Consider the following 25,669-nt stretch of genomic DNA (forward strand, 5'->3'; position numbering starts at 1 on the left):
TGTTATCTATCTTGTGTGATCCCCATGGTGCGTCGAACCAGGGAGCGCTGGAGCGATGGAAGTAGCGCCATCCCCTTCATCCCCAGAGTCCGGCCACACACCAGAGGCCAATAGTGATTAGAGAAACAGGCAACCAAAGAGCTGGTGAGTCTTGAGGTTTGCTCAACATCGCTCTTGCGTTGCTGCCAATAGCGATTCAATACGGAAAAAGCACCCGGGTCCTCACCGCGGTTATGAGCATCGACCAGCACCTCTGTCAGTGCATCGATATCGCGCATCGTTAGGTTAAACCCCTGTCCGGCAACCGGGTGCAGGCTGTGAGCAGCATTACCCAGCAGCAGGACACGATGGCTCAGGGGATAATCCGCCAGCTGGATTTGTAGCGGGTAGCTGCTTTGGCGCACCTTTAGCCGTAGTCGTCCGAGGCGAAACCCAAAGCTCTGCTGAAGCCTGCTCAGAAATGCCCGATCATCGAGCCCGGCCAGGGTTTCCCTGAGCTCTTTACCCACAGACCAGACCACACCAAAATGGCTATCATCCAGTGGCAGCAGGGCAAGTGGACCCTCCGGGGTAAAGCGCTCAAAGGCGCGGCCGGCAACAGGCGCACTGGCCTCGACCACTGCAGTGAGTCCGTACTGCCCATAATCGATACGCCGCAACGGAATTTTCAGTTGGTCACGTAATGGTGAGCGGCCGCCATCGGCCAGTACCAGCAACCGGGTCTGGATCCGCTCCCCATTATCAAGGTGAAGAGTCACCCTCTCGGCCTCCCGCTCGATCTGCATGACCCGGCGCGGGATCAAAAGCTCACAGCCACTGCTCTGAAGGGCCCGGTTAAAGACTGCTCCGGCTTGGTGTAGCTGCAGCACCTGACCAAAGGCATCACAGTGATGCTCTGAGCTTTCAAGAAGTACCCGTCCGGCATGCCCCAGATCAGTGACATGGATCGAGCGAATGGGGTAAGCCTTGGCAGCCAGCTCAGGCCAGATCCCATAATGATCGAGTCGCTGGCAGGTACCCGCCGCAAAAGCAACACTGCGGCCATCAAATCCGGGATGCTCCTCGGGTTGTGGCGCATGAGAGTCGATGACAGCGATCTTCATCACGCTGCCCGCTCGAGCCAGCTCTGTGCTCAGGGCACAAGCCAGGGTGGCCCCTGTCATGGCACCACCAATAATTACCAGATCAAAAGGTTTTGTCATCGTGTCGCAACTGTTGAATACGCTCGGAAAGGCCCGCTGGAGCAGCCTCTGACTAGCCAAAGACTCTATCATAAATTTTCAGGAAAATAATGGCGCTGGCAGCAATGCCCTTTCTGTCTGGCTGCATCGACGAACAATTCACCAGTGTAAGTCCCAATCGGGCCAATTTTAGCCATTTACTCTGGCGTCTTTCTCAGGATCTCTAATAATTAAAGTGATGTGATGACAGCAGGGGTTATCCATCAATAACAACCACAGGCTCATGGAAGACTTATGGGAAGCTTTTTTGATGGTAAAAAATTGCTACTGGTCGATGATCAGCGCGCCTTTCAGGTAATGATGAAAGCGATGCTACAGAATATCGGCCTGAGTGATATCACTCTGGCGGATAACGCCGAAGAAGCTTTAAAGATCTGCAAAAATAAGAAGTTCGATATCTTTCTGGTCGACTACAACCTGGGCACCGGACGTAACGGCCGGCAGCTTCTCGATGAGCTCAGGCAAAATGATCTGATCCCCACCAGCAGCCTGTTTTTTATCATCACCGGAGATAACAGCCGTGCCATGGTGCTCAGTGCTCTGGAGATGGAGCCCGATGATTACCTGATGAAGCCCTTCTCTCAGAATCAGTTTTTATTGCGCTTACAACGCAGTGTGGAGAAAAAGCGTACCCTGCATGATCTGTTTTTCTATCTGCAGAAACAGGACTACCCCAAGGTGGTCGACCTCTGTGATCAGCACATTCAGGACAACCCCAGATATGCCGGCTTTTGCCGATGCCTGCGAGCCGAAATCCACCTCAAGCTTAAAGAGCCTCAGAAGGCGATCGATGATCTGGAGCCACTGATCGAAAAAACCCCGGTGACCTGGGCCAAGATCATGCTGGGCAGAGCCTATGTTCAGGTTGAACGCTTTGATGATGCCGAGCCTTTGCTGCGAAGCGTGGTGCGTAAAAACCCGCTTCAGGTCGAAGCCTATCACTGGCTGGCACAGTGCTACGATCAACGCCAGGAGGGTGATCGGGCGCTGAAGATCCTAGCCCAGGCCACCGAGCTCTCCCCTCAGTCAATCAACCTGCAGAAAATGACGGCCAAGATTGCGATGCGCAATAATGATTACGGATTGCTCAAAGAGTCTTTGAGTAATGTGCTGGATCTGTCCCGTCACTCCCTGAAACAAAACCCTCAATACCTGGATAATTACATCGGAAGCCTGATCCTGTTTGCGCAACACAGTGGTGATCCATACCACATCGCCAATCTCAGTAAACAGGTCAATACCGTGTTATTCAAAGCAAAGCGTGAACTTATTCGGGATCCAGATTTTGATTTTGACCACTTTGAGGATATCTGCCACGCCAGGGTACAGATCGCCCGTGGCGATCTGATGCAGGGTAAAAAAAAGCTGTATAAGGCCTCTGAATCCTGCCTTAAGGAGCTGAGTGAAAGCGACCCGGCGCTGATTAGTAGTACCATCCATGGCCTGCTGCAACTGGGTGAATTTGAATATGCCCAGACCCTGAGTGAGCACCTCAAAGGTCGGGACGGTGTTGACTCTCTGACCAGTGCAACCCTGGATATAGTCAAAGAGGGTGATCAGCTCTCGAAAAAGCAGGAGCAGTATAACCAACTCAACCGGGAGGGTATCCAGGCTTATCAATCCGGGGATTATCTGCAGGCCCTGGAGTGTTTTCGTGGAGCGCTGAAAAAGCTGCCCGCCAACACCAGTGCGGTTCTCAATAAAATTCAGGCTCTGATACACATCATTAAAAGCGACAAGAAAAAAACCAGCGGAGAGTTCAGAACCGAATGCCGTAATGCGTTAGGCCTGTTAGAGGGGCTCCCCCTGGGAGAAGCTCACCAACAGCGCTTTGAACAGCTCAACGATGAATTCCAGGAGCTCAAGTAGCATCCAAATTCATAGGGATTGGCTGGGAGTGAACAATGCGGACATGGAAGTTTGTGATTGACATGAACCAGGATGGCCAGTTCAGTGGTTCAGATATCTGGGCCTGGAGCCTGTGGCTTTACTTCTATCCGGGAGATTGGTTCATTAAAATTATCATGGAGCAACTCCCCAAGTTTGCGCAGCTGGTCTCTTTGTCAGAAGCCAGTTATCAGGGGTTACTTCCCGGCTTTATTTCCGCCGTATGCTGGCTCTATCTACTGCTGATCATCTCAAAGCTGTTACGCCTTTTCAGGGCAGATGATGGGCACAGGCGTACCGATAGCTACCTGGATAGCCACCACCTGCTCAAGGCGCCCTCCTGGCTGTTTCTGTCAATCCTGTTCATCCTGTTCATCCTTTTTGTGCTCTATCTGGGTGCAAAGTAGGGCAAGCAGTCAGAACTAGCTATGCTAAAAACAGGAATCACAGATAGCATATTGCCATCTTCAGGAGAGGGTTATGACTCCCAAGTACTGCCAGTATCATGAAGTTTCGGGCCACCGCTGTCACAATGAGGCCGGAGACAGCGGCTATTGTTACTGGCACGATGGCAGTATCGTCAAGGATGGCAAAGATATCCCCAAGAAGCTTGAGGAATATGCAAAATCCGGAGGGCTTCTCAGGGGGATCCGCCTGGCCCGAGCCAATCTCCAGGGGGTCTATCTGGTCCGGGATGGCTCAAAACTTGGGTACGATCTGACCGGCGCCGATCTCTATCGGGCGAACCTACAGGGCGCCCACCTTTTCAAGGTTAAGCTGGATCGCTCCAGCCTGATGAAGGCTGATCTACGCGAGGCGAATATTCACTGTGCCAGTATCAAGGAAGCCAATCTTCTGGGGATCCGCCTGCATGATGCCAAAATAGATAATATCAAGATCGGCCCCAAGCTCCTGCAGGAGAAGATGGCGAAAACAGCCCATAAAGAGCACGATCATGCCCTGGAGCTCGACTGCTATCAGCAGGCAGAGGAGATCTACCGCTCCCTTCGCAAGGCTGCTGACTATGAGGGAATCGTGGGGATGACCGGATTATTTACCCGCAAAGAGCTCACTATGCGCCGCATGCAGCTCCCGCTATTTAGTGTGCGCCGGATGCTCTCCAAACTGGTCGATCTCCTGTGTGGCTACGGTGAAGAGCCGATTCGGGTGATCCTCTTCTCTATGCTGCTGATTTTCACCTGTGCCCTGTTCTATTTCTATGCGGGCATCGTCTACGATGGCCAGGCTGCTCGTTTTGACCTATCCAAGGGTGTTTGGGCTAATATGCTATTTTTCAGCGAGTGCCTCTACTACAGTGTGGTGACCTTCACTACCCTGGGCTATGGTGATTTTATCCCCATCGGTAGCTCTCGGATGGTTGCAGCCATTGAAGCCTTTACCGGCAGTTTCACCATCGCCCTGTTCGTGGTGGTATTTGTGAAGAAAATGACCCGTTAAAGGACAGGGTTGCGTGAAACCGGCTCCAGGATGGTCAGGCTCACTCTTCAATCATCTCTAACTGCCTCAGACACCAGTTCACGGCTTCATCGTAATCGAGAAACACCTGATTTAGCATGCTCTGGACGTTCTGACTGCGCTGAACCATGCTCTCCTGAATCTTATTACTGGGAATAATCGCATGAACCCTGAGATTCTTAGTCATCAACTGGGCCTGGGTTGCTTCAAAAGCCTTGAAAACCTCTTGAGGAGCCAGCTCCCAATGCCGCATATCCGTAATCACGGCCCACGGCTTATCCTTTAGCTTTTCGGCAAGAGCAATCACGTCGTCACAGGCCCTTTGTGCCATATCAAGATTCCAGGCACCGTTAAGGCGGCCCAGGACGACCCGGGGAAAGATCTCCTCAATGAAAAAAGAACCATGCTCTTTGTTGCCGGTGACTGACATCAGCCCCCCTGAAGATTTAATCGGTCTACACCTCAATTATAGGTCGCAAGACCTTTCCCCACTCCTCGTGATACAAAGCCGTTAATCTATAGCATCGTATGCCAGCTCTTCGGGAATGACACCGATATAATCTGGCTCTATATAGGTTTTAAACCGAACTGCATGGATATGAGAACGCTCCATTGAGAGGGCCTTACACACCCGATGCATCCCATCCATCACCCGCCCCCGGTGGCATAAGATGATCGGGTAACTGAGATCGGCACCTTCAATCAGCCTTAGGTGCTCCAACAGGCTCCGACAGGTGGGTGAAGCCCCGCCCAACTCATACCAAAAAGGCTCATCAAGCTCCTGAATCTCACTAATGGGAATTTCAATGATCTCAAGGGAGCGGGAGAGTTCAATTAAACGAAAAACATCCCAGGCTAATAGCCCCTGACTGGATTGCCTGAAATGATATTGTTGCCTCATGTTCCTATACCTTAGGTGATTGACGAAATGATGAAGAGACATCCAAGTTCATCTTAACCAGCTTTAGCCATGAGTCCATGAGCTGCGGCATACGGGTTTGTCGATAATCACAATTCCCGGTTTATCGGTGAGAGAAGACAGAATAAACTTTCCGGGTGAAGGGAAGAGAGCAGATTAAGCCTCGGATATTGGGCAATAGCCTCAAAGAGTGCCTTATGGCTTATGGCTTATGGCAGAGAAATAACTGAAGATAAAATTTCCAAGACGAGATGTGAAAGAGCCTGGGGCGAGTATGTCGCCCCAGGCTCTTTCACGCATCACTGATATAGACCTCAAGGGGCCATCTCTAAACCAATCAATGTACCCAGAGGCGTCAGGGGCTGAAGTGAAATGAGGTCGAAATCAAGAAACCCGGCTTTCACTAATGGAAGCTCTCCCAACTTAGCCTGTGCTTCCTCTTCGTTTGCACACTCCAACATGAATACAACACCACGGGTTCCCACTTTGAACCAGAAATTACGGATGCTTCCCTCCAGGTAGGATTCAAGGGTATGCTTGACCTCGGCCTCCATCAGGGGCCTTACCTTATCAGGTGTTGTGCCTTCATTGGTCTTACTTATCGCCAGTATTTGCATCTTGCTATCCTCTCGTCTGTTCGAGCCTCATTCAGGGGTAATATATCCCTTGACAATCTCCCCGGTAAGCATCAAAAAGGACGAATAAAGTCTGATAGGGACAACCCAGGTTCAAATATGAAAAAAGTCGTCATCCTCGCCTCAGATCACTGTTTGTTTTCAAGTATCGGCGGCCCCATGGACATATTCTTACAGGCTGGGGTGCTCTGGAATGGCATCATGGGGGACAAGCCCTCACCCTATTTTGATGTGAAAATTGTCACCATGGACGGCCGCCCGGCAATGGCAACCAATGGTGTTTCCGTCACACCACACTGCTCGGTGAAAGAGGTTGACTCCGCTGATTTGATACTCATTCCTTCCCAGGGGTTCTACTTCCGGGAGCGTAATGAAGAGTTTTTTGCAAAAGTAGCATGGCTTAAGAAGTGTCATGAAAATGGTGCTGACCTGGCGAGTGTATGTACGGGTGCCTTTACCCTTGCCGCCACCGGTCTATTAGATGGAAAAACTGCAACCACGCATTGGGGAGTGGCAGAGGAGTTTAAAAAAGCATTTCCCAAGGTTGATCTGAGAACGGATGTAATGGTGACAGATGCTGGCCGCCTATTTTGTGGCGGTGGGGTGACGGCCGATCTAAACTTGTCACTCTATCTCATCAACAAGTACTGTGGGAAAGAGATCGCCCTGCAAAGCTCTCGATGTACTTTAATTGACTTAGGCCGGGTTGCACAGCAACCATTTGCCATGTTTGTTCCTGAGAAAAATCACCAGGATCCTAAAATATTAAAGGCTCAGGAGTGGATGGAAGATAACTTCAGTCAGAACTTACCCAACGAAACACTCGCCGAGAAAGCAGGGATGAGTACCCGCAATTTCAACCGACGGTTTAAGGCTGCCACGGGGCTGACGGTTGTGAACTATATACAGCTTCTGAGAACTGAAAAAGCCAAAAAAGCATTAGAGGATGGGAGAAAATCCTTTGATGAGATCTCCAGCGACGTCGGGTATGAAAACGTTAGCTTTTTCAGGCGATTATTCAAGAAGCACACAGGACTGACCCCGGCAGACTATCAGAAAAAGTTTTTCAAATTTGTCACGGTTTAATACCGTTTGCAGTCAAATACATCCTACTGTCACCAAACTCTGCCCGAAAAACAAAGAGCTTCAGTTTGCTTTGAACCAAAAGCGAACCTTATATATCCTGCGGATAGCCTTTTTGCAGCTGCGCTGCATGAATGTCGGGATCGCCCGACAGCGAGCAAAGGGGCAAAACGCCTTTCCCCTTTGCAATCCCCTCGCGCCCCGGATCTCGCTTTATCTTCACAATAACAGGGAATTGTAGGCACCAAACAAACGGGATGTCCCTATCCCGGTTGTTTTCTCACGACATCCTGTCGCTCGACCTCAAATCCCCAAGTTATTGCTCAGCGCTCGCTCACGGGGAAGTTGGGCCCCGCTTATTTGCGCCGAAAGTTTCAAATAGGAGCAGAGGGTGAATTGCAGGGATGCGATGAAAGGGCAATCAGTACATGGATGTACTGTTTGCCTGTACCTCTGCGAATTTGAAACTGGAGGATGAAGCAAATACCGGGGTGTCCTTGGGAGTGAAGAGGGTATTGGACAAGCAATACCTTCTTCCCGCTGTCCGCGGCCGGACAATTGTGCCAAAGGCACAAAATAGCTGACTGCAGGTCAAATGATTGAGGTTCACTTTGTTCCAATAGCTAACTATTTTTTGTACTACGCACGGCTGACTTGCAGCGCCGCTGCATATGCCGGTGCTGACCGGAAACAGGCAAGAAGGTGCGCCCGCCCGCACCCTCTTGCATCTCCCGGGGCGCCCCAGATCTCGCTTTCTCCTCGGTTCAGCTGATGATTGAAGCACCGCGTAGACAGACCTTCCATGGTCTGGCTACGCTTTCGCAACGTCCTGTTGCTCAACTCCAATCCTCTATGCTTCACCTCGGCGCTCGCTCACGGGGGAGCAAACTCCCTCTCTGCGAGTTGACTCAGTGATTTAGCTTGAAGACTTGAGAGGTATCGTAATAACTCCTCAAAACCAAATCGGAGAAAGACTCTTCATTCCCTGTCAATTTCCCCTGAGGTGAGCCGCAGTGAACAAGAGCTCACAGCATGGAGGCTGTGAGCGGACGACCCGCACATGGATGTGCGGTTTGTCCGTTCTCTTGATTCACAAGGCAAACCGAGGATAAGGGAAATTTCAGGGCTCCCTCGGGGTTGTTAGGGGGACCGGGTGAGCAGTCCCCCTGACCCGCCGCCACTCGGCAGTGGCATCTGTGCCGAAGGCACAAAACAACAGCCCGTAGGGCAAACAAGCGAAATACCTGGGTGTCCTTGGGAGTGAAGAGGGTATTGGACAAGCATATCCAGCCATACAGGGATGTATTAATGTCGAGAAAGGCTGGATGCCTGGAAGCGGCCTTTTCCCGCCGCCGCTCGGTAGCGGCAATTGTGCCAAAGGCACAAATAATCAGTCCGAAGGGGGCTAAGTTCGCTTTGTACCAATAGCGAACCTTCAATTGTGCTGCGCATGGCTGTTTGCAGCTGCGCTGCAAGTGCCGGTGCTGACCGGCGGCAGGCAAAGGGGCAAACACCTTTCCCCTTTGCAATCCCCTCGTGCCCCGGATCTCGCTGAATCCTCGGTGCCCCTAAGGATTAAGGCGCAGCTTAGACATCACTTCCCTGTGATGGCTAAGCCCTCGCGGCATCCATGCAGCTCAACCTTAATTCTTAACGGCTCACCTCAGCGCTCGCTCACGGAGTATCGAACTTCCTCTCTTCGATTTAGCTTCAGAGGTATTTTATATTCTTATTGGTGTTTTATTATTTCGAGGCAGGATGCCGAGCCACGCAGGTCGATGTCGGGAACATCGTTCCGAAGTGAGCCTTTGGTTACTTTGAGCGATACCAAAGTAACTCGACTGCCGGGCGAATACGGCCATATGGCGAAGCCATAAATACTAGTCCGAAGGACAGAGAGATAAGCTGACCGCAGGTCAAATCCCCCCAATCCCCTACTTCCAGCCGGGTGATTTATTATCGAGGATCCAGTACCATCGCCTCATCACTCATAACCTTCGAGTTATCATGAAGATCGTATCCTTTAACATCAACGGACTCAGAGCCAGACTCCACCAGCTTCAGGCCCTGATCGACAAGCACAAGCCCGACGTCATCGGCCTGCAGGAGATCAAGGTTCATGATGAGCAGTTTCCGCTGGATGCCATCAAAGAGATGGGCTATCACGTGGTTTTCCACGGCCAAAAGGCCCATTATGGCGTCGCTCTATTGAGCCTTGCAGAGCCTCAGCAAGTTCAAAAAGGGTTCCCGACCGATGATGAAGATGCCCAGCGTCGGATGATCATGGCCAGCTACCCGGATGAAAATGGCAAGCTTATTCGGGTACTCAATGGTTACTTTCCACAGGGAGAAAACCGCGAGCATGAAGTGAAATTCCCCGCCAAACGAAAGTTTTATGAAGATCTCAATCGCTACCTGGCTGAGCATCAACAGGCAGATGAGCCTCTGGTGGTGATGGGGGATATCAATGTTTCCCCAACCGATCTGGACATCGGAATTGGCGATAACAATAAAAAGCGTTGGCTTAAGACAGGTAAATGCTCCTTCCTGCCCGAGGAGCGTGAGTGGCTGGATACCCTTCAATCCTGGGGACTGACGGATAGCTTCCGCCACCTTCATCCGGAGCAAACAGAGCAGTACTCCTGGTTTGATTACCGCTCGCGCGGTTTTGATGATAACCGTGGACTGCGCATCGATGTGATCCTGGCAACCTCGCCCCTGGTGGATCGGATCGAGGAATCCGGGATCGATTATGAGCTGCGCGGCATTGAAAAACCCTCAGATCACGCGCCGATCTGGACCAGTTTCAAGGCATAAACTCCGAACATTCACAGTAAGGGGAGCTTCCTCCCCTCACTGTCAGCTGTTCAAGCTCGGATTATAACTCCTGCTCCTGCAGACGCTTGATCGCCAGGGCATAGATGGTCATGGTCTGTAGCATATCCTCGATGATGATATGCTCGTCTGGCATATGCTCAACCTTATCCCGACCCGGTAGAACCGGCCCAAAGGCGACGCAGTTCGGAATCGCTCGTGCATAGGTTGCACCACCGGAGGAGCGAGGCTCACCATTGAGACCTGTCACATCCTCAAAGCTGCTGCGCAGGGTCTCTACCAGTGTCGAGTCTTCAGAGACATACAGGGCATTGAGACAGTGCCGCTCATGATACTCCAGACCATAATCCCGGGCTGCCGCCACCATCACCTCATCAAACAGGCTCTTTTTCACAGTGACCGGCATCCTGGCATCGATCCCCAGGACCGCCTTCTCATGGCCGATGCAGATCTTAGCGATATTGAGTGTCAGCTTACCGCTTTGTGCATCCGAGGCATCTCCAAACACAGACTGCGCATTGGGATCCACACCGACTTCGGTCACAAATTTGAGCAGTGGATGGGTCATACCTACCTGGCGCAATCCCTGACACAGACGGGTGATCGCATTGATTCCCTGCTGATCACAGACCGAAGCGTGTGCTCCTTTTCCCAAAACCAGGATGCAGTCCTCATCCTGCTCATAGTCAAAGCCCAGGGAGTCCAGGGCCTCGGCCAGAGCATCTGCCTGCTCTCCCTGATAGCTTGCGCGATCCGGCACCGCATTAAACGCCTCACCACACTCAAGGGTCAGATCCAGGCTGCCTTCACACACCAGGTTGCCCTGGATCAGGGTTTTTTCGGCATTGATCAGTGGAAAGGTGGAGTCCGGGGTAAAGGCCGCAGCCGGTAGCTCTTCATTGAGGACATAGCGATCGATACAACGCCACAAAGTCTCCTCATCGGTGCCAAAGATAAAACGTACCCGATGACGAAGAGTCGCGCCGCTATCCAGCAATGCCTTAACCGCAAAGATCGCCGCCAGCAGTGGCCCTTTGTCATCCTGGGTACCACGACCGTAGACAGCTCCATCTCTAATGGTTGCAGTGAAGGGATCGCTGCTCCACAGAGCTCTGGCTCCGGCGGGCACCACATCCAGATGCCCCAGGATCCCTAGCATCTGCTCACCCTCGCCGATCTCGGCGTAGCCATAATAACCACTGGGGTCTTTATAAGTACGAAAGCCTAGCTGCTCACAAAAGGATAAAGCACGTTCCAGGCAGCGATCGATTGGCTCGCCAAACGGCGCTGGTGCACTCCCCTTCTGATTCACACTGGCAATTGAAACCCATTCGGCAAGCTCTGCCAGGTAATGCTCTTGATGAGCTGCAATCGCAGCCGTTAGCTGCGCTATCTCTTGGTTCATTTGATTTATCCGTACACCGTCCGTGCTCTGATGCTCTCAAGCGCTGAGAGTGCAGTGTAGTCTACCTATATTTTTTAAGGTGTGAAGCCTCTCACTACCAGAAAAAAATCTTATCCATCAAGGGCGAGCCTTTTCAAAGCCTGATCTCACAAGCAATTACTCAAGCATGCGATACACTTGGGGTAAAGGTTACAAAGTGTTTGGACTGTGTATGGACTGGAGTGGTGTAGTTGCCTTTACCCGCACCGTACAGGCGGGCTCCCTGCAGCAGGGCGCTCGGGTGTTGGGCAGTACTCCCGAAGAGATCCAACTTCGTATCAGTGGCCTTGAGAGCGCCTTGGGTGTTTCTTTGTTGACCGAGTATCATCAGCAGCTGGTGCTGACCCCAATAGGTCAGCTCGCCTTTGTTCAGTTCCAGGCGCTGCTTGAGGCTGCGGTTCAAATTGAGCAGTCGATTATCCAGCAGCAAAGCTGTATCTCAGGCCCTCTCAATCTCACTCTTCCCCATCTGTTTGGGATCCATCAACTACTCCCTGCGCTTCCTGAGTTTATGCGTTACTATCCGGATATCGAACTCAACCTGAACTTTGTTGCCCATAAGGATCCCCTGCCCCGCCATCCCAGTGAGCTGTGTATCACCACAGATCCGGGCGAGGAGTCCGCGCAGATCGCCCGCAAGCTGCTGACCAGTGAATACGTGTTAGTTGCCAGTCCAAATTACCTGAAGACCGACAACCTTCCCCAGCGCCCCCGGGATCTAAAGAACCATCAACTGATCGGCTTAAATCTTCATGATGAGTCAGACGTTCAGACCTGGCAGTTACAGGGGGCTCAGGAAAAATTTGTGATCCGCCCCTATAACCTCAGGCTCAATGATGAGGAAGCCCTGCTGCAATCAGCACTGGATGGCCTTGGGATCGCCATGCTAGAGCAAAAATCCGTAGAAAGTTATATCCGTCAGGGACAGCTCACCCCTCTGCTGACCGATTATCAGCTTCCCATTGAAAGCTATTACCTGGTCAGTCAGAGATCTCTTCGCCAGCCCGCCCGTTACCAGGCCTTTATCGATTTTATGCAGGTCACCTTCAGTCAGCCCGAACTCCCCTCTGATCTCAAAAAGCTGCGAACTCCCGGGCAGGAGTAATCCAGACTTATCCGGACTTTTTAAAATCAAGGGCCAGCTGCATCAATAGTGCGCAGCCTAGGGGCATGCAGCGCTCATCCACCTGATAGTGGGGGGAGTGCAGGGGGTGGGCGTCGCTGAACTCGGCCTGGCTACTGCCTAAGAACAGCATGGCTCCGGGGATCTGATGCAGATAATAGGAAAAATCATCCCCGCTGCCATAGGGGGACATCTGGGTATTGAGCTGCCCCTCTGTGAGCAACTGACCCGCTGCCTGTGCAATCCGCTCGACGCATTGGGGGTGATTTTCAACCGCAGGATAACCCTTAATGAAACGAAACTCGATTCGATAACCCTGGGCCTCGTAGGCATACAGGGAGCTACGGATCAGGTGCTCTATCTTCTGCTGCTCCTCCCGGGTATAGGTGCGAACAATCCCCTGACAGTGAACCGTCTGCGCCAATGAGTTAAAGCTATCTCCGGCATGAAGCTGAGTCACAGAGAGGACTACGCCGTGATCCGGAGCGAAACGCCGACTCACCAGGTGCTGCCAGTGAGCGACCAGCTCTGCGGCAGCCATAATGGGATCCAGGCCCAGGTGAGGCATCTCCGCCTGGCAGGCACGGCCGATGATCTCAAGCTCAAAGGCATCGGCATTGGCAGTGATCTGTCCGTTGCGAGTCGAAAGCTGGCCGACGGATTGCTGTGGGTCGTTATGAATCGCATAGATCTCATCCACCCCCTCCAAACAGTTGCGTTCGATCATCCCGATCGCCCCTCCCGGTAGCTGCTCTTCACAGGGCTGAAAAATCAGACGCAGATCGCAGTGGAGTTTCGACTTGTACTCGGCCAATAGGCGACCCACACCGAGCAGGATCGCCATATGCAGATCGTGACCACACAGGTGAGCGGCTCCTTTCTCAAAGGCACAGTAGTCAAGCTCAAGGCTTTCATCGACTGGAAGTGCATCCATGTCACAGCGAAAGGCAACTCGTCCCCTGGGTTTTGCAACCTTCAGATCTGCAAAAAAACCATAGCCCCAGCCATTACTGAGCTCATAGCCCAGAGCCTTAAGCTCCTGACGACAATATCTTGCGGTTTTCTGCTCCTGCCGGCTCAATTCAGGATGGCGATTGAGATAACGCCTGCGTTTACAAAGCCAGTCATAGATAGCTTCAGCTTCAGCCAATGGATTGCACGCTCTAGTCATAAGGTACAACTCCCGTGGGGGATTCCCCCTAGCCAAATTTACTCTGCTCCTGCCCCTAGTTTATCTCACCCTGACGGAATCGAGACTACCCTCTCCCCCTCTTCCCTGCTAGAATCGCTCGTTTTATCGACACAACTTGCAATCATGAAAACTTTTATCCCCAGCAAAGATGCCGCTCTGGAAGAGACAATTGAAGGTTTCCGGTCACAACTTGCAGCGCACGGCTTCGACATTGAAGAGGTCTCCTGGCTCAATCCACTCCCCAATGTCTGGTCTGTACATATTCATGATCGCAACTGCCCTCAGTGCTTTACCAATGGCAAAGGCGCCACGAAAAAAGCAGCCCTCGCCTCGGCCCTGGGTGAATATATTGAGCGTCTGTCGTGCAACTACTTCTTTGCCGACTACTACCTGGGCTCAGAGCTTAGTGAGCAACCCTTTGTCCATTACCCCAATGAGCGATGGTTCACGATTGAAGATGAAGAGCTGCTCCCAGAAGGGATGATGGACAGCCAGATGTGGCAATTCTATGATCCCGAGCAGCTACTCATGCCCGGCGATCTCATCGATCTGCAAAGCGGTAATGAGCGACGTGGGATCTGCACCCTTCCCTTCGAGCGGGTCCGTGACGGTCAAACCCTGTATATTCCGGTGAACCTCATCGGAAACCTCTATGTTTCCAACGGCATGGCTGCCGGAAATACCCCGGCGGAAGCCAAAGTTCAGGCGCTGTCAGAAATCATGGAGCGCTATGTCAAAAACCGGGTGATAGCCAATGGGCTAAGCCTGCCAGAGATCCCCCAGACCGTCCTGGATCTTTATCCGGCTACCGCACAAACCGTTGCCAGCTTACGGGAAGAGGGGATCCCCCTGGTGCTGTTTGATGCCTCTCTCGGTGGTGAGTTTCCTGTGATTGGAGCCGCCCTTTTGCATCAGCAAACAGCTGGCTGCTTCGTCTCATTCGGAGCACATCCTCGCTTTGAGGTAGCCCTGGAGCGTACCGTCACCGAGCTGTTCCAGGGGCGGAGCCTCAAAGAGCTCGATATTTTCCCGATGCCAACCTTTGATGAGGAGGAGCTGGCTGACCCTCAAAACCTTGAAACCCATTTTATCGACTCCTCCGGCAGCATAGGTTGGGAGCTGTTCAGTGATGACAAGGATTTCGATTTCGTGCATTGGGATTTCCAGGGTTCAAGCTCTGAGGAGTTACAGCGTTTACACAGCCTCTGCCATGGCCTGGGCCATGATATCTATGTGAGTGAATACCAACACCTTGGCGCCTATGCCTGCCGGATCCTGGTTCCGGGGATGTCCGAAATCTACCCTATTGAGGAGCTCCTTGAGAACAATAACAACCGTGCCTTCCAGCTGCGTGAACATCTGCTAAGCCTGGACCACTTTGCCACAGATCCTGAGCTGTGCTCTGAGCTGCTTGAGCATCTTGAGGAGCTTGAACTGGATGACTGGAGCCGGGTGCGCGAGCTCATCGGGATTGCCCCCGATAAACAGAGCCCCTGGTTTACCCTGCGCCTTGGGGAGCTCAAGTGTTTGCTTGCTCTGGGCTGCCAGGATCACTCCCTCGCTCTGGGATATGCCCAATGGACACTGCAGATGAATCAAAGCAGCTTTAGTCCCGAGCGACTCAACCTCTATCGCTGCCTGAAAACGGTTCTTGAGCTCAAACTTGATGAGAATCGCTCCTTAGCCAACTACCGGGGTATTCTCAATCAGATGTTTGGTGAGAACCTCCTGGAGCGCTGTTACCGGACAGTATATGAGGGACAAGCTCTGCATGCTCTGCCTGCGATCGACTCACTGAATCAGCTTGGCTCCCATAAAAAATTGATCGAGACCTACCAAAAGCTACAGCAGGCGAAGCAAAGCTGCTTTGATAAGCAGGCCCGGGTCCTGCTCACCACTTAATCGTTTCGCATGAGGCGTCCCGAGTCGCCTCATGCAAAAAAGCCTCTTCTCCCCCTTGAAACACAAGGCGCTTAACACCATCTCTTAAACAGGGATGGCTGAATGCAGCATCCCTTTCAATAACTCAGATTGCTTGAAGAGGATCTAAATTATGCATATCGATCTATCACCCCTGTACCGCTCCGCGATCGGCTTTGATCGCCTGGCCCAGATGCTGGAAAGCAACGCCAACAGCTCCAGTGGCTATCCTCCATATAATATCGAGGCGATAAGCCAGGATCGTTACCGGATCACCATGGCGGTGGCCGGTTTTAACGAATCAGAGCTTGAAATTATCAGCCAGGAAAATTCACTGGTGGTAAAAGGGCGTAAAGAGCCCAGAGACGACAGCCGTAACTACCTGTATCGCGGCATTGCTGAACGTAACTTTGAACGTAGCTTCCAACTCGCCGATCACGTTAAAGTGATAGAGGCTAACATGGAAAACGGCCTGCTTCACATTGAGCTTGAACGCGAGATCCCGGAAGAGATGAAGCCGCGCAAGATTTCAATAAAGACTGATTCAACCCTGATCGAGGGTGAGAAGTAAGCTCCCCTGTGACGGTGGGAAAAGGCGAGTCCCGGACTCGCCTTTTTTATGTCTGAAAAACGCTGCTGAATAGCGGCGCCAATTGGCATATATACTTGATATGAAGGACACTTAACAAGACCGGCGATGTTATAGGTTAGCAGGGCAACCCTCTGAGGAGTTGAGCTAACATTGTCACAATGAAGCACATTGAGAGGCGGCATGCCCCGAACCCTTTTTCTGGCAACTAAGACGACGGGTCAAAGCTCAAAAACAGATGAGCTGCTGGAGATAGCTGTCTGTGATGAGTTCAGGCACCCTCTGCTCAACTCCCTGATTCAGCCAATCCACAAAACCGAATGGCCACACGCCCAGGCCATTCACGGCATCTCACCCACAGATGTTGAAGATGCTCCCACTTTGGAAGAGCTAAGAGGGCCAATCCGCGAACTGGTGGCAGACTGTCATGTGGTTCTCTATAACGAGGGAGGTGATTCGCCCTTATTGGGAGAGCACCGGCTACTCAATGGGGCTCTTTGGGTGGAGTGCGCCATGATCCTCTGGGCTGAATACAAATCTGAACATAGGGATGGCCGCCTCAAATGGCACAAGCTGGTAACGGCCGCTGAAGAGGCAGGACACGTTTGGGGGAAGGATGTTGCCCAGCGGGCTCTGACCGATGCCCGGGCGATCGTCTCCGTCTGGGATCAGCTGGAGTTTGTTGATATTAAAAAGCGCCTGGCCAGTGGTGAGCTATGTGTATATCTCACCGTAGACTGGGGAAGACGAGAGTGCTTCTGGTTCCCGGATATGACAGGAGCGGAGCTGGAAGAGTGGTGGCAATCTCGCCGAAGCTTAGAGGCCTATTGCTGGTACAGAGATCTGCCAGGCGACCTGATCCTGTCGACCTATCACGGCGCCGAAGGTGCCTCTTGCAAGGCGCGTCTCTATAACGAGATGGGTAAACGAAAGAAAAATTACCGGGCGCATCTGGATCTTGAGCCCAACTGTTGGCTCAACACACCCGACAACAAGATGATCTATCATAAAGGCTGGTATGACGATGCCAGAGTGCCCTCACCTCTCGAGCAACTATCCACCGAGGAGAAGCTGGCAGAGTTCCTGGAAGATGCAAGAGCTGAGACCACAGATCCCAGATACCTTCCCTATGCACTGCAGGTCGCCGAAAGAGCCCTGAAGCGACTTTCCTCAGGCTGACAGAGTACACAATCCCTTTGTGAGGCATTGCTCGGCAGGAGAGTGGCTCCTCCCGAACCCCTGACATAAAAAGGCGAGTCGCTGACCCGCCCTTTTCATTTCACTGATAAAACTATGCCCCTTCAAAATGATATTTCATATCCGTGTCATGGGTCAGCTTGGTAAACAACTGGTTAGTCAGCTGGTCGGTCAAGACCAGGGCTTGCTCCGTGGTTTTATTTTCTAAGTTTTGAATCAACTCCCGGGCTGCCTTGGGATCTTTTTTATAAATGGCCAGATAACGCTGCTCCATCTTCTTCTGATTAGCAAAGGTCTGCTTTTCAAATTGGTGATATGCCTTCTGAACGATCGGTGCATATTGCTTATAGTTCACCATGGCAAGGGTCTGCAGCTTGCGGAACTTCCAGGCAACCGAGTCATTGCTCGCTTTATTTGTCCCCACATCAAATCCCTTTGGTATCTGTGTGATTCCCTGATAGAAAGGCAGGTAAACGCCCAGGGCCGTCATGCCAAATGCTACGTACTCTACATTCCCAATCTCCGCAGGCATATCAGGACGGACCTGCAGAATGTGCGACTCCTGAGTTCTGAATACCGAGATCGGCCGGTAGGGCTCGTTAGGGTTGGCATTCATATAGGGGTCGTGTGGTGTGCCCTGATAGTGATTACGCAGTGCCGATTCCAGATCCTGCACCGATAGCTTATGAGCGGGCTTTAAAAAGACCGGGAAGCTCTTGCCATCACCGATCTTGGTCGCCAAACCCGGGTTAAATTTATGCTGAAGTGTCCATACTCTGGGATAGTTATAGGTCACATCATTTTTCAGATCCTGCGAGTAAACGGTGTGGAAATTAAAAGCACCGTCTGTTTTTGGATTGTACAAACCATGTTTGATCGCAAAGCTTATCAGATCTTTAGAGCCCAGGTAGTTATGGCTATCTTTGAGATCCACCTTCTGCAGCCGCCCCTGATTCGCAGATACAAAATACTTGTCATGAGGGATCCGCCTCGCCATCCACTGGTGGCCGCTTCCGGTTTCCAGATACCAGATATCATGCTTATCGACAAAGGCAACTCCGAACCCTTCGGCGGCCCCCTTGGTTTCAATGATCTTACCTAACAGCTCTGCGCCCTCTTTGGCACTATGGATCCTGGGAAGAATGACATTTTCGATGGAATCTTCATTGATCCCTGTCTTGAGCACATAGGGATCATATTTAAGAACCTGCTGGCCATTATAGATGGTCTCTGTCGCGGTCATCCCCACACCAAGCTCATTAAAGCCCGCCTCTCCCATAGAGCGATCCTGAGTATCATAGTCAGAGAGTGAGGTATAACGTAGCGAGATCTCAGGAAGCGGATAGGTAAAATCATTTCCGTTGGAGTGAAACTCTCCGCGCTGATTCTCTTTACGGGGATGGATCAGAAAGTGCTTGGCATTGGTCGCACTGTAATCTTCGTTCCTGGCAACCAGAAATGAACCATCAGAAGAAACCTGATTACCAACCAAAATGGTGGTACAAGCAAAGGCAGGTGAAGCGATGGCAGTAGCAATTAACCCTGCCAAAAGTTGTTTTTTCATGATGAGGCCTTCAAATAAGGATAAAAACTAAAATTTTACCCTTATTTGTAAATATAATTTGGCGATCAAGTTCACATACTGAATATACCGATTGAAAAGCGATCAGGCAGGGCATCTCGTTGCGTCAGGATCTGGACAGTTCAGAGAAAAACCAGCCACAACATACCCCCTCAAAAATAATGGTTAATATTCCTCACAAAGTGAGCACCACCTGCAGTACTGTTAGCATCAGCCCCAGCTGACAAGCATCCTGACTCTCAGGCCTCACCAGTTGCACAAAGCCTAATCAATGTGCAAGAATCCCCCTCCCGGATTTTCAACCTGCATCCACCCAGATCCACCCCTCTCGCCTGATGTCTCATCTTGCGAGCTCTCGTGCGATCTGAGCATAGCTTTTACTGCGAAGGAATAGAATACAGATGAGTTTTGATACCAGTGCTCCTGAATCTCAGATCACCGCATTCAGGCCGCGCTACTTATGGTTCCTGATCACCTCTTATGCGATGATCATCGTCTTATCCAACTGGTTTGACCCGAGGATCATCGGCCTGGGCCATGGGCTAAGTACCGATGCCGGCACCCTGATCTTTCCGCTGGCTTTTCTACTTTCGGATCTTATCACCGAGGTGTATGGCTATAAATTTGCCAGAATGGCAGTCTGGACCGGTTTTTTATTTAACTGGGTATTTGTGATCTACGGACAGATTATTACTCACATGCCGACACCTGAGTTTGCCTCCCAGAGTAATCATATCTTCGATTCTCTGCTGACCATGAACTCAAAAATTATTATCGCATCGACCATCAGCTATATCATTGCAGAGCCCCTGAACAGCTATGTGATGGCTAAACTCAAGATCCGTAGCAAGGGGAAACTGATGGGAGCCCGCTTCGTGGCTTCAACCCTGGTCGCATCTTTCTTTGATAGTAATATCTTCGGGTTTATCGCTTTTTATGGCGTGATGCCGACCCAGGAGCTGATTAAGTTCAACCTGACCATGTGGGTGATTAAAGTGATCATCGAAGTGATCGGTATGCCCTTCTCGGTGCACTTTGCGCGCAAGCTCAAAAATCTGGAGAAGCTGGATATCTACGATGATCGCACCAATTTCAACCTGTTCAAGCTCAATACCGAGTATGGGCCCCAAGATAACCGTTACCTCAAGAACTGATGAGCTCTAAGATGACAGGGATGTTTTCTTGGCTTTTCAGTGTAGGACCCGGTAGGCTCATAGCCTTTCACTACAGTGATCGGCTGGTGACAGAGTCTCTTGGCGGCATCCATGCCGCTTTAAATTAAAAATCAGACGAATATAAGATCGTCACTGGCTCACTATGCCAACTCATTTTTAATCTCCCGTCGCGATTAAGCTTGAGTAAGGATTTCGTCAATATCTGTTTACTACTTTATAGGCACCTTTCGGATTTTTAGCCTTCTCCGAGTAGTAATTCACATTTTGTTTCTTCGAGCAAGCAGTTCCAATAAATCCGAAAGTATGATGAACTTTATCTGATGCACTTGTGCCTCGTACCTCCCAACCGTGAGCTTCCGGCTTTATTCGCACCCAACCTGCCCCTCATCAAGGTTAAGTAACATAACATGCTTAAACTGCTCACCATTTTCCGGATTCACTATTGTGGGAGGGATATTAAATGCAAAAACGTCCCCTCGGCTTACTCTACCAAGGCTAGGTGGAATTATCCTTGAACCGTAGCGTTTCAATATCTGACAAGTAAATGAGTCCTCATCTCGATTGCTCATCAAATAACCAGTTAACTCCTGATCAGCTGAATGATGGGAGCTAATTCGCTTTTCGCCCTCCATCATAAATAGGTTTTTTATATCAAATATATGCTCATGAGTAAGATTGGTAATATCAATAGCGCCACTTCCAAGAAAACCTGACCCCGCACCTAAATCATTATCTTGATAAAACTCTCCAGCAAGGACTCGGCTCAGAAAGATACTAAAATCCATCCGGGTCTTAAATTGAAACGGCTGAGTAGCATAGGGATACATCAACAATGCCGCATCACAGGCACGATCAATAACTTTTCGGCTATGTGTTTTTTGTGACCTTATATGCATACCTCTATGATTATCGATATCACGAATAAGGGACCTCATATCAATCATGATAGGCCCAAAGCGAGAAGACTCACTCATAGCGTTGCTGAACAAAAAATTATCTACGATATCTCTCCTGACTAGATACATTTGAGATTTTTTTTCACTCGATGTCGCACTATATTCCACTCTGGGTGAGTTCATAGAAAATAAGTCATTTGAATCACACATTGTTTATTAACCCCTAAAGTTATTGTTTTACTTTAACCTAGCTCAATCCTATATCGAAAATAAAAATATCGACACACCTCCACCCTAATATAATTATCAGAGCAGATTAACTGTCAGTTCATTAATAGTGATTATATGAAAAATAATAAATAGATATCTCCATTATAAATATCACCATATAAAAAACAACTTGGACAGCTCGGTAATCTGTATCAATAGAAACCTTAATCACCGCCCCCCACGGCTACAACTTCGTTGTAACAAACTCTAAATCTACGCAATGAAGTTCGCACAACATTCATTCATGGCAGTCCTCCTTAGTGCTCTAATTCGCTCACATAGAAGAGACTCTGAGTTGCATGGTTCAGCCCTTTTCTGCTGAAGCAGGCTTTATACAGTTCCAAATGAATCGATGCTTTTAAAAATAACGACTTCTTTGATATCTGGATAAAAAGAATCTTTAAGTAAATAACTCCAAAAGATAATCTTTCGAATAAGCTATAAACTATTGTTTTGAGTCAAATATGCACTCCGGAGATCTGGGCTTTCCTCTGTATGCCTTGTGAACAGAAATAACAAGCCGCACAACTCATCATTTCGGAGTCGAAAAAAGCTTGTTCAGATCCTCTTTAGGAAAGCACAGAGAAAAATAGTTAAGGGTTAGGACCAATAGATCCATTGTTGGCGAGGGGGCCTTGCCCCTGAGGTGAGTCGTGGGAAAGAGAGCTTAAGAGTCCCCGGATGTCCGGAAGGTTATCTAAACGATTCACTTTAGTCAGCCTGGTAGGCAGCAGGCCTGAAGATTGCCTTTACCCACCGGAGTTCGGCAGCCTAGCTGAGCCCCACAGCTCAGCTAGGCTGAAAAATGCTGGGGAGTGATTTAAGCTGCTTGCTCTTTATCGTCCACAGCTGGCTGCTCTGCCGAGTTATCATCTGCTTTAGGCTTGGGCTGGGACTTGGCAGCCTTGACCTTCTTGGCTCCAAGGGCCACCAGCACAGCCTCACGGTTTTTCGCCAGATAGATGCTAAGCTCCTCTCGCTGCCTGTCATCCAGCGCCACCTCGACTCCCTCAAGCAGCACAGACAGCTCATCGGCCATATCTAACATACGATCATGTTCATCTGCCTGTTTTTTATCTGTGGTGCTCAAAACTTCCTCTCCATTGCGGATCACGACATACCGGGTTTCTACCGCCATCTTGATTCATCTCCACTCGTTTGACTGATCAGCATCACCGGACCATTAAGCGCCTGGTATACGCTTAACTCGAAACACTGTTTTTTTATACAGTACATTGTAGCCTCTGTCGCAGCATAGTTCCAGATGAAGTCACCTTATTTTATGGGGCTAAGCCACTGAAAACAGGGAGCTGGCCGAAAATTAGAATAATTTGTCATCAACTGCTAACATAGCGCGCCAACTTACTGAGAGCTTTTCTATGCACAACACAACTGAGCTTTATTCTTATCCAAAATACTGGGCTGAGTGCTATGGCACAGCCCCATTTTTGCCGACCTCTCGTAAAGAGATGGAGGCTCTTGGGTGGGACAGTTGTGATGTGATCATTGTGACCGGTGATGCCTATGTGGATCACCCAAGCTTCGGCATGGCGATCATCGGCCGGTTGCTGGAGGCTCAGGGGTTTCGGGTTGGGATCATCGCGCAGCCGGACTGGAGCAACAAGCAGGCATTCATGGCGCTGGGCCAGCCCAACCTGTTTTTTGGGATCACCGCGGGTAACATGGATTCGATGATCAATCGTTATACCGCCGATCGCAAGCTACGCCACGACGATGCCTATACCCCGAATAATGAGGGGGGCAAGCGCCCCGACAGAGCTACTCTGGTTTATAGCCAGCGCTGTAAAGAGGCCTATAAAGAGACACCAGTGCTGTTAGGGGGCATCGAGGCCAGCCTGCGCCGCCTGGCCCACTATGATTACTGGTCCGATAAGGTCCGCCGCTCGGTCCTGTTCGATGCCAAGGCCGAAATGCTGCTATTTGGCAATGCCGAACGCGCCCTGGTCGAGATCGCCCACCGGCTGGCCAAGGGGGAAGCGATCGAAGAGATGACCGGGATCCCGGGAACCGCCATCAACCTCAAGGCTTTGCCCGAAGGTTTTCGTGAAATTGATTCCTCACGCATCGAAAAGCCCGGCCAACCGATGGCGATGCCAAACCCCTACGCCAATGAAACCGAGTGTAAAACCGCTGAGCCAGTCGCGGTGGCACAGCCGATTCAGGTTCGCCCGTCGCGCCACGATAATAAAAGCACAGTAGTTCGCTTACCCGCCTTTGAGAAGCTGCGTAACGATCGCATCCTTTATGCCCATGCCAGCCGGGTGATGCACCTTGAGACCAACCCTTACTCGGCGCGCCCCCTGATTCAAAAGCATGGGGATCGAGAGCTGTGGGTGAACCGCCCACCCGAGCCTCTGTCAACCAAAGAGATGGATTACCTGTTCGGACTCCCCTATGCCAGAGTCCCCCACCCTGGTTATGCGAAGGCTAAAATACCCGCCTATGAGATGATCAAAACCTCGGTGAATATCATGCGTGGCTGCTTTGGCGGCTGTAGCTTCTGCTCGATCACCGAGCATGAGGGACGGATCATCCAGAATCGCTCTCAGGAATCGATCCTTGAAGAGATCAAGGCAATTCGCGACAAGGTTCCGGGCTTTACCGGCACCATCTCAGATCTCGGTGGACCAACCGCTAACATGTACCGGCTGGGCTGCTCAGATCCCAAGGCGGAGGCAAACTGCCGTCGCCCCTCCTGCATCTTTCCGGGGATCTGTAAGAAACTCAATACCGATCATCGTCACACCATAGATCTGTATCGCAAGGCGCGTGAGATCAAGGGGATCAAGAAGATCATGATCGCCTCCGGGGTACGATACGACCTGGCCATCGAATCTCCCGAATATGTCCGGGAGCTGGTGACTCACCATGTGGGGGGCTACCTTAAGATCGCACCCGAGCACACGGAGAAGGGCACCCTGGATCTGATGATGAAGCCCGGCATGGGCACCTATGACAGGTTCAAGGAGCTGTTTGAAAAGTACAACCGTGAAGCGGGGAAAAAACAGTACCTTATCCCCTATTTCATCTCGGCCCATCCGGGCTCTACCGATGAAGATATGCTCAACCTCGCCCTCTGGCTCAAGGCGAATGATTTTCAGTGTGACCAGGTGCAGAACTTCTATCCCTCACCCATGTGTAATGCCACCGCCATGTATTACTCAGAGACAAATCCTCTGAAGAAGGTGAAATACAAGGGGCGCGAGGAACTGTTTGTCGCCAAGGGCGAACGGCAGCGCCGGCTGCATAAGGCGTTTCTTCGCTACCATGATCCAGCCAACTGGCCCTTGCTGCGTGAGGCTCTGATCGGTATGGGGAAAAAGCAGCTGATCGGTCATAAAAAAGGCTGCCTGGTTCCTCCCAAGGGCAGCCAGGAGGAGCAGGCTCCATCCAGAGCCCGTACATCCGGTCGCCATAGTGCCAAGCGCTTTGCCACCAAGCACCCCAGGCAGCCGGATCAACGCAAAGGAGAGCGCCAGGAAAAGCGTCCCCCGAAATCTGCCAGAGCAGCTAGCAAACCGGGCAAAAAGCCACGCAGTTAATTCCAAACAAAAAGGTGAGCAGCACCAGCTACTCACCTTTTTTAATCCCAGAACTCCAGGGATGAATCTTTATTTTCTCAGGGAGATCGCCCCCTGTGGGTCAGCGCTTGATTCCCTTAGCCGCGAGTTTTGCAACCTGGGACTCTCGCTGCTGCTTATCCAGCTCCAGTTTTTCGGGGGATGGCCAGGATGCAGCTCTCGCCTCAAGCTGACTCGAGAACAGATGATGCCACAACCGCTTTAAACTCTTTTTCAACATACTCATACCGGGAAAATTATAATCACAACTTCACTTGCAACGGAGCGGTTCAGACCGATAACCCTTTCTCACTGATCCCCGGGTGCTGCAAGTCATAAAACAGATACTCAAGCCCTAATTCCGATTGGGCTGCTCAATCCTATGCTCAGGATTTATGCGGCTTCCTGCTGTGGCTGCGGCCAATTAAGCTCCGCCTCCTGCTCTTTTTTCCCGGACTCCTTTTGGGCCTTTATCTGCTGAGAGTAGTTGAAATACGACATCTCATAGTCATCGTGAAATACTGTGCTCATGGTTACCTTCGTCAATCAGTTTGGATTATCGGTTTTGCTTCTTTAAGGCGGGATCGCCCCCCTTACAAATCAGGGCGACATGTTAGTCACTAC

General features: G+C 50.9%; 22 protein-coding genes. 11 read left to right on the forward strand and 11 right to left on the reverse strand.

Features of this window, described 5'->3' with window-relative positions:
• Window positions 1-2: 2 nt before the first annotated feature.
• Window positions 3-1,202: a 2-octaprenyl-6-methoxyphenyl hydroxylase gene (gene ubiH / locus DB847_RS16360; RefSeq protein ID WP_159084681.1), complete on the reverse strand. Its 1,200-nt coding sequence runs from the start codon at window positions 1,200-1,202 to the stop codon at window positions 3-5.
• 273 nt (window positions 1,203-1,475) lie between these two features.
• Here ubiH and DB847_RS16365 point away from each other — a divergent pair, with 273 nt between their 5' ends.
• From DB847_RS16365 to DB847_RS16375, 3 genes are all read left to right on the forward strand, one after another.
• Window positions 1,476-3,110 (forward strand): response regulator, encoded by a 1,635-nt coding sequence (locus DB847_RS16365; protein WP_108651661.1) that lies wholly within the window; start codon window positions 1,476-1,478, stop codon window positions 3,108-3,110.
• Window positions 3,111-3,145: 35 nt separating this feature from the next.
• The gene (locus DB847_RS16370) at window positions 3,146-3,535 is read left to right on the forward strand and encodes a hypothetical protein (protein WP_108651662.1); all 390 of its coding nucleotides are present in this window, start codon (window positions 3,146-3,148) and stop codon (window positions 3,533-3,535) included.
• A gap of 73 nt (window positions 3,536-3,608) precedes the next feature.
• On the forward strand, window positions 3,609-4,586 hold the full coding sequence (locus DB847_RS16375) for an ion channel (RefSeq protein WP_108651663.1): 978 nt from the start codon (window positions 3,609-3,611) through the stop codon (window positions 4,584-4,586).
• 40 nt (window positions 4,587-4,626) lie between these two features.
• Here DB847_RS16375 and DB847_RS16380 read toward each other — a convergent pair whose 3' ends face one another.
• The 3 genes from DB847_RS16380 to DB847_RS16390 all read right to left on the reverse strand — a co-directional run bounded on the left by DB847_RS16380 (window position 4,627) and on the right by DB847_RS16390 (window position 6,140).
• A complete protein-coding gene (locus DB847_RS16380) occupies window positions 4,627-5,034 on the reverse strand; it encodes a hypothetical protein (RefSeq protein ID WP_108651664.1) in 408 nt (135 codons plus the stop codon).
• An 81-nt stretch (window positions 5,035-5,115) separates the two neighbouring features.
• A complete protein-coding gene (locus tag DB847_RS16385) occupies window positions 5,116-5,505 on the reverse strand; it encodes a hypothetical protein (RefSeq protein WP_108651665.1) in 390 nt (129 codons plus the stop codon).
• Between the two features lie 332 nt (window positions 5,506-5,837).
• Window positions 5,838-6,140: a superoxide dismutase gene (locus DB847_RS16390; protein ID WP_159084682.1), complete on the reverse strand. Its 303-nt coding sequence runs from the start codon at window positions 6,138-6,140 to the stop codon at window positions 5,838-5,840.
• Between the two features lie 117 nt (window positions 6,141-6,257).
• On the opposite strand from DB847_RS16390, the gene DB847_RS16395 reads away from it, so the two are divergent.
• Window positions 6,258-7,244, forward strand: coding sequence for a GlxA family transcriptional regulator (locus tag DB847_RS16395; protein ID WP_159084683.1), 987 nt, complete (start codon window positions 6,258-6,260; stop codon window positions 7,242-7,244).
• Between the two features lie 2,004 nt (window positions 7,245-9,248).
• The gene (gene xthA, locus DB847_RS16400) at window positions 9,249-10,058 is read left to right on the forward strand and encodes an exodeoxyribonuclease III (protein WP_108651668.1); all 810 of its coding nucleotides are present in this window, start codon (window positions 9,249-9,251) and stop codon (window positions 10,056-10,058) included.
• A 61-nt stretch (window positions 10,059-10,119) separates the two neighbouring features.
• On the opposite strand, the gene DB847_RS16405 is transcribed toward xthA, so the two are convergent.
• Window positions 10,120-11,481 carry a Sapep family Mn(2+)-dependent dipeptidase gene (locus DB847_RS16405; RefSeq protein ID WP_108651669.1) on the reverse strand — a complete coding sequence of 454 codons (1,362 nt, stop codon included), beginning with the start codon at window positions 11,479-11,481 and terminating at the stop codon, window positions 10,120-10,122.
• A gap of 166 nt (window positions 11,482-11,647) precedes the next feature.
• On the opposite strand from DB847_RS16405, the gene DB847_RS16410 reads away from it, so the two are divergent.
• Window positions 11,648-12,625 carry a LysR family transcriptional regulator gene (locus DB847_RS16410; protein WP_108651670.1) on the forward strand — a complete coding sequence of 326 codons (978 nt, stop codon included), beginning with the start codon at window positions 11,648-11,650 and terminating at the stop codon, window positions 12,623-12,625.
• A 7-nt stretch (window positions 12,626-12,632) separates the two neighbouring features.
• Here DB847_RS16410 and DB847_RS16415 read toward each other — a convergent pair whose 3' ends face one another.
• Window positions 12,633-13,814, reverse strand: coding sequence for a M20 metallopeptidase family protein (locus tag DB847_RS16415; RefSeq protein WP_108651671.1), 1,182 nt, complete (start codon window positions 13,812-13,814; stop codon window positions 12,633-12,635).
• Between the two features lie 144 nt (window positions 13,815-13,958).
• Between DB847_RS16415 and ycaO the strand changes: the two genes are divergently transcribed.
• From ycaO to DB847_RS16430, 3 genes are all read left to right on the forward strand, one after another.
• Window positions 13,959-15,737 (forward strand): 30S ribosomal protein S12 methylthiotransferase accessory factor YcaO, encoded by a 1,779-nt coding sequence (gene ycaO / locus DB847_RS16420; protein ID WP_108651672.1) that lies wholly within the window; start codon window positions 13,959-13,961, stop codon window positions 15,735-15,737.
• A gap of 148 nt (window positions 15,738-15,885) precedes the next feature.
• A complete protein-coding gene (locus DB847_RS16425; RefSeq protein WP_108651673.1) occupies window positions 15,886-16,326 on the forward strand; it encodes an Hsp20 family protein in 441 nt (146 codons plus the stop codon).
• A 201-nt stretch (window positions 16,327-16,527) separates the two neighbouring features.
• Entirely contained in the window at window positions 16,528-17,523 is a 996-nt protein-coding gene (locus DB847_RS16430; protein ID WP_108651674.1) for a 3'-5' exonuclease, read from the forward strand.
• A 112-nt stretch (window positions 17,524-17,635) separates the two neighbouring features.
• On the opposite strand, the gene DB847_RS16435 is transcribed toward DB847_RS16430, so the two are convergent.
• Window positions 17,636-19,105 carry a C69 family dipeptidase gene (locus DB847_RS16435; protein ID WP_108651675.1) on the reverse strand — a complete coding sequence of 490 codons (1,470 nt, stop codon included), beginning with the start codon at window positions 19,103-19,105 and terminating at the stop codon, window positions 17,636-17,638.
• Between the two features lie 419 nt (window positions 19,106-19,524).
• On the opposite strand from DB847_RS16435, the gene DB847_RS16440 reads away from it, so the two are divergent.
• On the forward strand, window positions 19,525-20,277 hold the full coding sequence (locus tag DB847_RS16440) for a queuosine precursor transporter (RefSeq protein ID WP_108651676.1): 753 nt from the start codon (window positions 19,525-19,527) through the stop codon (window positions 20,275-20,277).
• 383 nt (window positions 20,278-20,660) lie between these two features.
• Here DB847_RS16440 and DB847_RS16445 read toward each other — a convergent pair whose 3' ends face one another.
• Window positions 20,661-21,404: a hypothetical protein gene (locus tag DB847_RS16445; RefSeq protein WP_159084684.1), complete on the reverse strand. Its 744-nt coding sequence runs from the start codon at window positions 21,402-21,404 to the stop codon at window positions 20,661-20,663.
• 880 nt (window positions 21,405-22,284) lie between these two features.
• On the reverse strand, window positions 22,285-22,602 hold the full coding sequence (locus DB847_RS16450) for a YebG family protein (protein WP_108651678.1): 318 nt from the start codon (window positions 22,600-22,602) through the stop codon (window positions 22,285-22,287).
• 241 nt (window positions 22,603-22,843) lie between these two features.
• On the opposite strand from DB847_RS16450, the gene DB847_RS16455 reads away from it, so the two are divergent.
• The gene (locus DB847_RS16455; protein WP_108651679.1) at window positions 22,844-25,027 is read left to right on the forward strand and encodes a YgiQ family radical SAM protein; all 2,184 of its coding nucleotides are present in this window, start codon (window positions 22,844-22,846) and stop codon (window positions 25,025-25,027) included.
• 100 nt (window positions 25,028-25,127) lie between these two features.
• On the opposite strand, the gene DB847_RS24475 is transcribed toward DB847_RS16455, so the two are convergent.
• A complete protein-coding gene (locus tag DB847_RS24475) occupies window positions 25,128-25,286 on the reverse strand; it encodes a hypothetical protein (RefSeq protein WP_159084685.1) in 159 nt (52 codons plus the stop codon).
• 152 nt (window positions 25,287-25,438) lie between these two features.
• On the reverse strand, window positions 25,439-25,576 hold the full coding sequence (locus DB847_RS24480; RefSeq protein WP_159084686.1) for a hypothetical protein: 138 nt from the start codon (window positions 25,574-25,576) through the stop codon (window positions 25,439-25,441).
• Window positions 25,577-25,669: the final 93 nt, after the last annotated feature.

Source organism: Dongshaea marina (assembly GCF_003072645.1).
Classification (GTDB): Bacteria; Pseudomonadota; Gammaproteobacteria; order Enterobacterales; family Aeromonadaceae; genus Dongshaea; species Dongshaea marina.

What these genes read in the sequence shown, in the direction of transcription:
- DB847_RS16405 (WP_108651669.1), bottom strand. Translation starts at nt 11,481, where the DNA reads ATGAACCAAGAGATAGCGCAGCTAACGGCTGCGATTGCAGCTCATCAA.
- DB847_RS16365 (WP_108651661.1), top strand. Translation starts at nt 1,476, where the DNA reads ATGGGAAGCTTTTTTGATGGTAAAAAATTGCTACTGGTCGATGATCAG.
- DB847_RS16370 (WP_108651662.1), top strand. Translation starts at nt 3,146, where the DNA reads ATGCGGACATGGAAGTTTGTGATTGACATGAACCAGGATGGCCAGTTC.
- DB847_RS16445 (WP_159084684.1), bottom strand. Translation starts at nt 21,404, where the DNA reads ATGTGTGATTCAAATGACTTATTTTCTATGAACTCACCCAGAGTGGAA.
- xthA (WP_108651668.1), top strand. Translation starts at nt 9,249, where the DNA reads ATGAAGATCGTATCCTTTAACATCAACGGACTCAGAGCCAGACTCCAC.
- DB847_RS16455 (WP_108651679.1), top strand. Translation starts at nt 22,844, where the DNA reads ATGCACAACACAACTGAGCTTTATTCTTATCCAAAATACTGGGCTGAG.
- DB847_RS24480 (WP_159084686.1), bottom strand. Translation starts at nt 25,576, where the DNA reads ATGAGCACAGTATTTCACGATGACTATGAGATGTCGTATTTCAACTAC.
- DB847_RS16385 (WP_108651665.1), bottom strand. Translation starts at nt 5,505, where the DNA reads ATGAGGCAACAATATCATTTCAGGCAATCCAGTCAGGGGCTATTAGCC.
- DB847_RS16410 (WP_108651670.1), top strand. Translation starts at nt 11,648, where the DNA reads ATGCGATACACTTGGGGTAAAGGTTACAAAGTGTTTGGACTGTGTATG.
- DB847_RS16435 (WP_108651675.1), bottom strand. Translation starts at nt 19,105, where the DNA reads ATGAAAAAACAACTTTTGGCAGGGTTAATTGCTACTGCCATCGCTTCA.
- DB847_RS16415 (WP_108651671.1), bottom strand. Translation starts at nt 13,814, where the DNA reads ATGACTAGAGCGTGCAATCCATTGGCTGAAGCTGAAGCTATCTATGAC.
- ubiH (WP_159084681.1), bottom strand. Translation starts at nt 1,202, where the DNA reads ATGACAAAACCTTTTGATCTGGTAATTATTGGTGGTGCCATGACAGGG.
- DB847_RS16375 (WP_108651663.1), top strand. Translation starts at nt 3,609, where the DNA reads ATGACTCCCAAGTACTGCCAGTATCATGAAGTTTCGGGCCACCGCTGT.
- DB847_RS16430 (WP_108651674.1), top strand. Translation starts at nt 16,528, where the DNA reads ATGCCCCGAACCCTTTTTCTGGCAACTAAGACGACGGGTCAAAGCTCA.
- DB847_RS16440 (WP_108651676.1), top strand. Translation starts at nt 19,525, where the DNA reads ATGAGTTTTGATACCAGTGCTCCTGAATCTCAGATCACCGCATTCAGG.
- DB847_RS24475 (WP_159084685.1), bottom strand. Translation starts at nt 25,286, where the DNA reads ATGTTGAAAAAGAGTTTAAAGCGGTTGTGGCATCATCTGTTCTCGAGT.
- DB847_RS16390 (WP_159084682.1), bottom strand. Translation starts at nt 6,140, where the DNA reads ATGCAAATACTGGCGATAAGTAAGACCAATGAAGGCACAACACCTGAT.
- DB847_RS16380 (WP_108651664.1), bottom strand. Translation starts at nt 5,034, where the DNA reads ATGTCAGTCACCGGCAACAAAGAGCATGGTTCTTTTTTCATTGAGGAG.
- ycaO (WP_108651672.1), top strand. Translation starts at nt 13,959, where the DNA reads ATGAAAACTTTTATCCCCAGCAAAGATGCCGCTCTGGAAGAGACAATT.
- DB847_RS16450 (WP_108651678.1), bottom strand. Translation starts at nt 22,602, where the DNA reads ATGGCGGTAGAAACCCGGTATGTCGTGATCCGCAATGGAGAGGAAGTT.
- DB847_RS16395 (WP_159084683.1), top strand. Translation starts at nt 6,258, where the DNA reads ATGAAAAAAGTCGTCATCCTCGCCTCAGATCACTGTTTGTTTTCAAGT.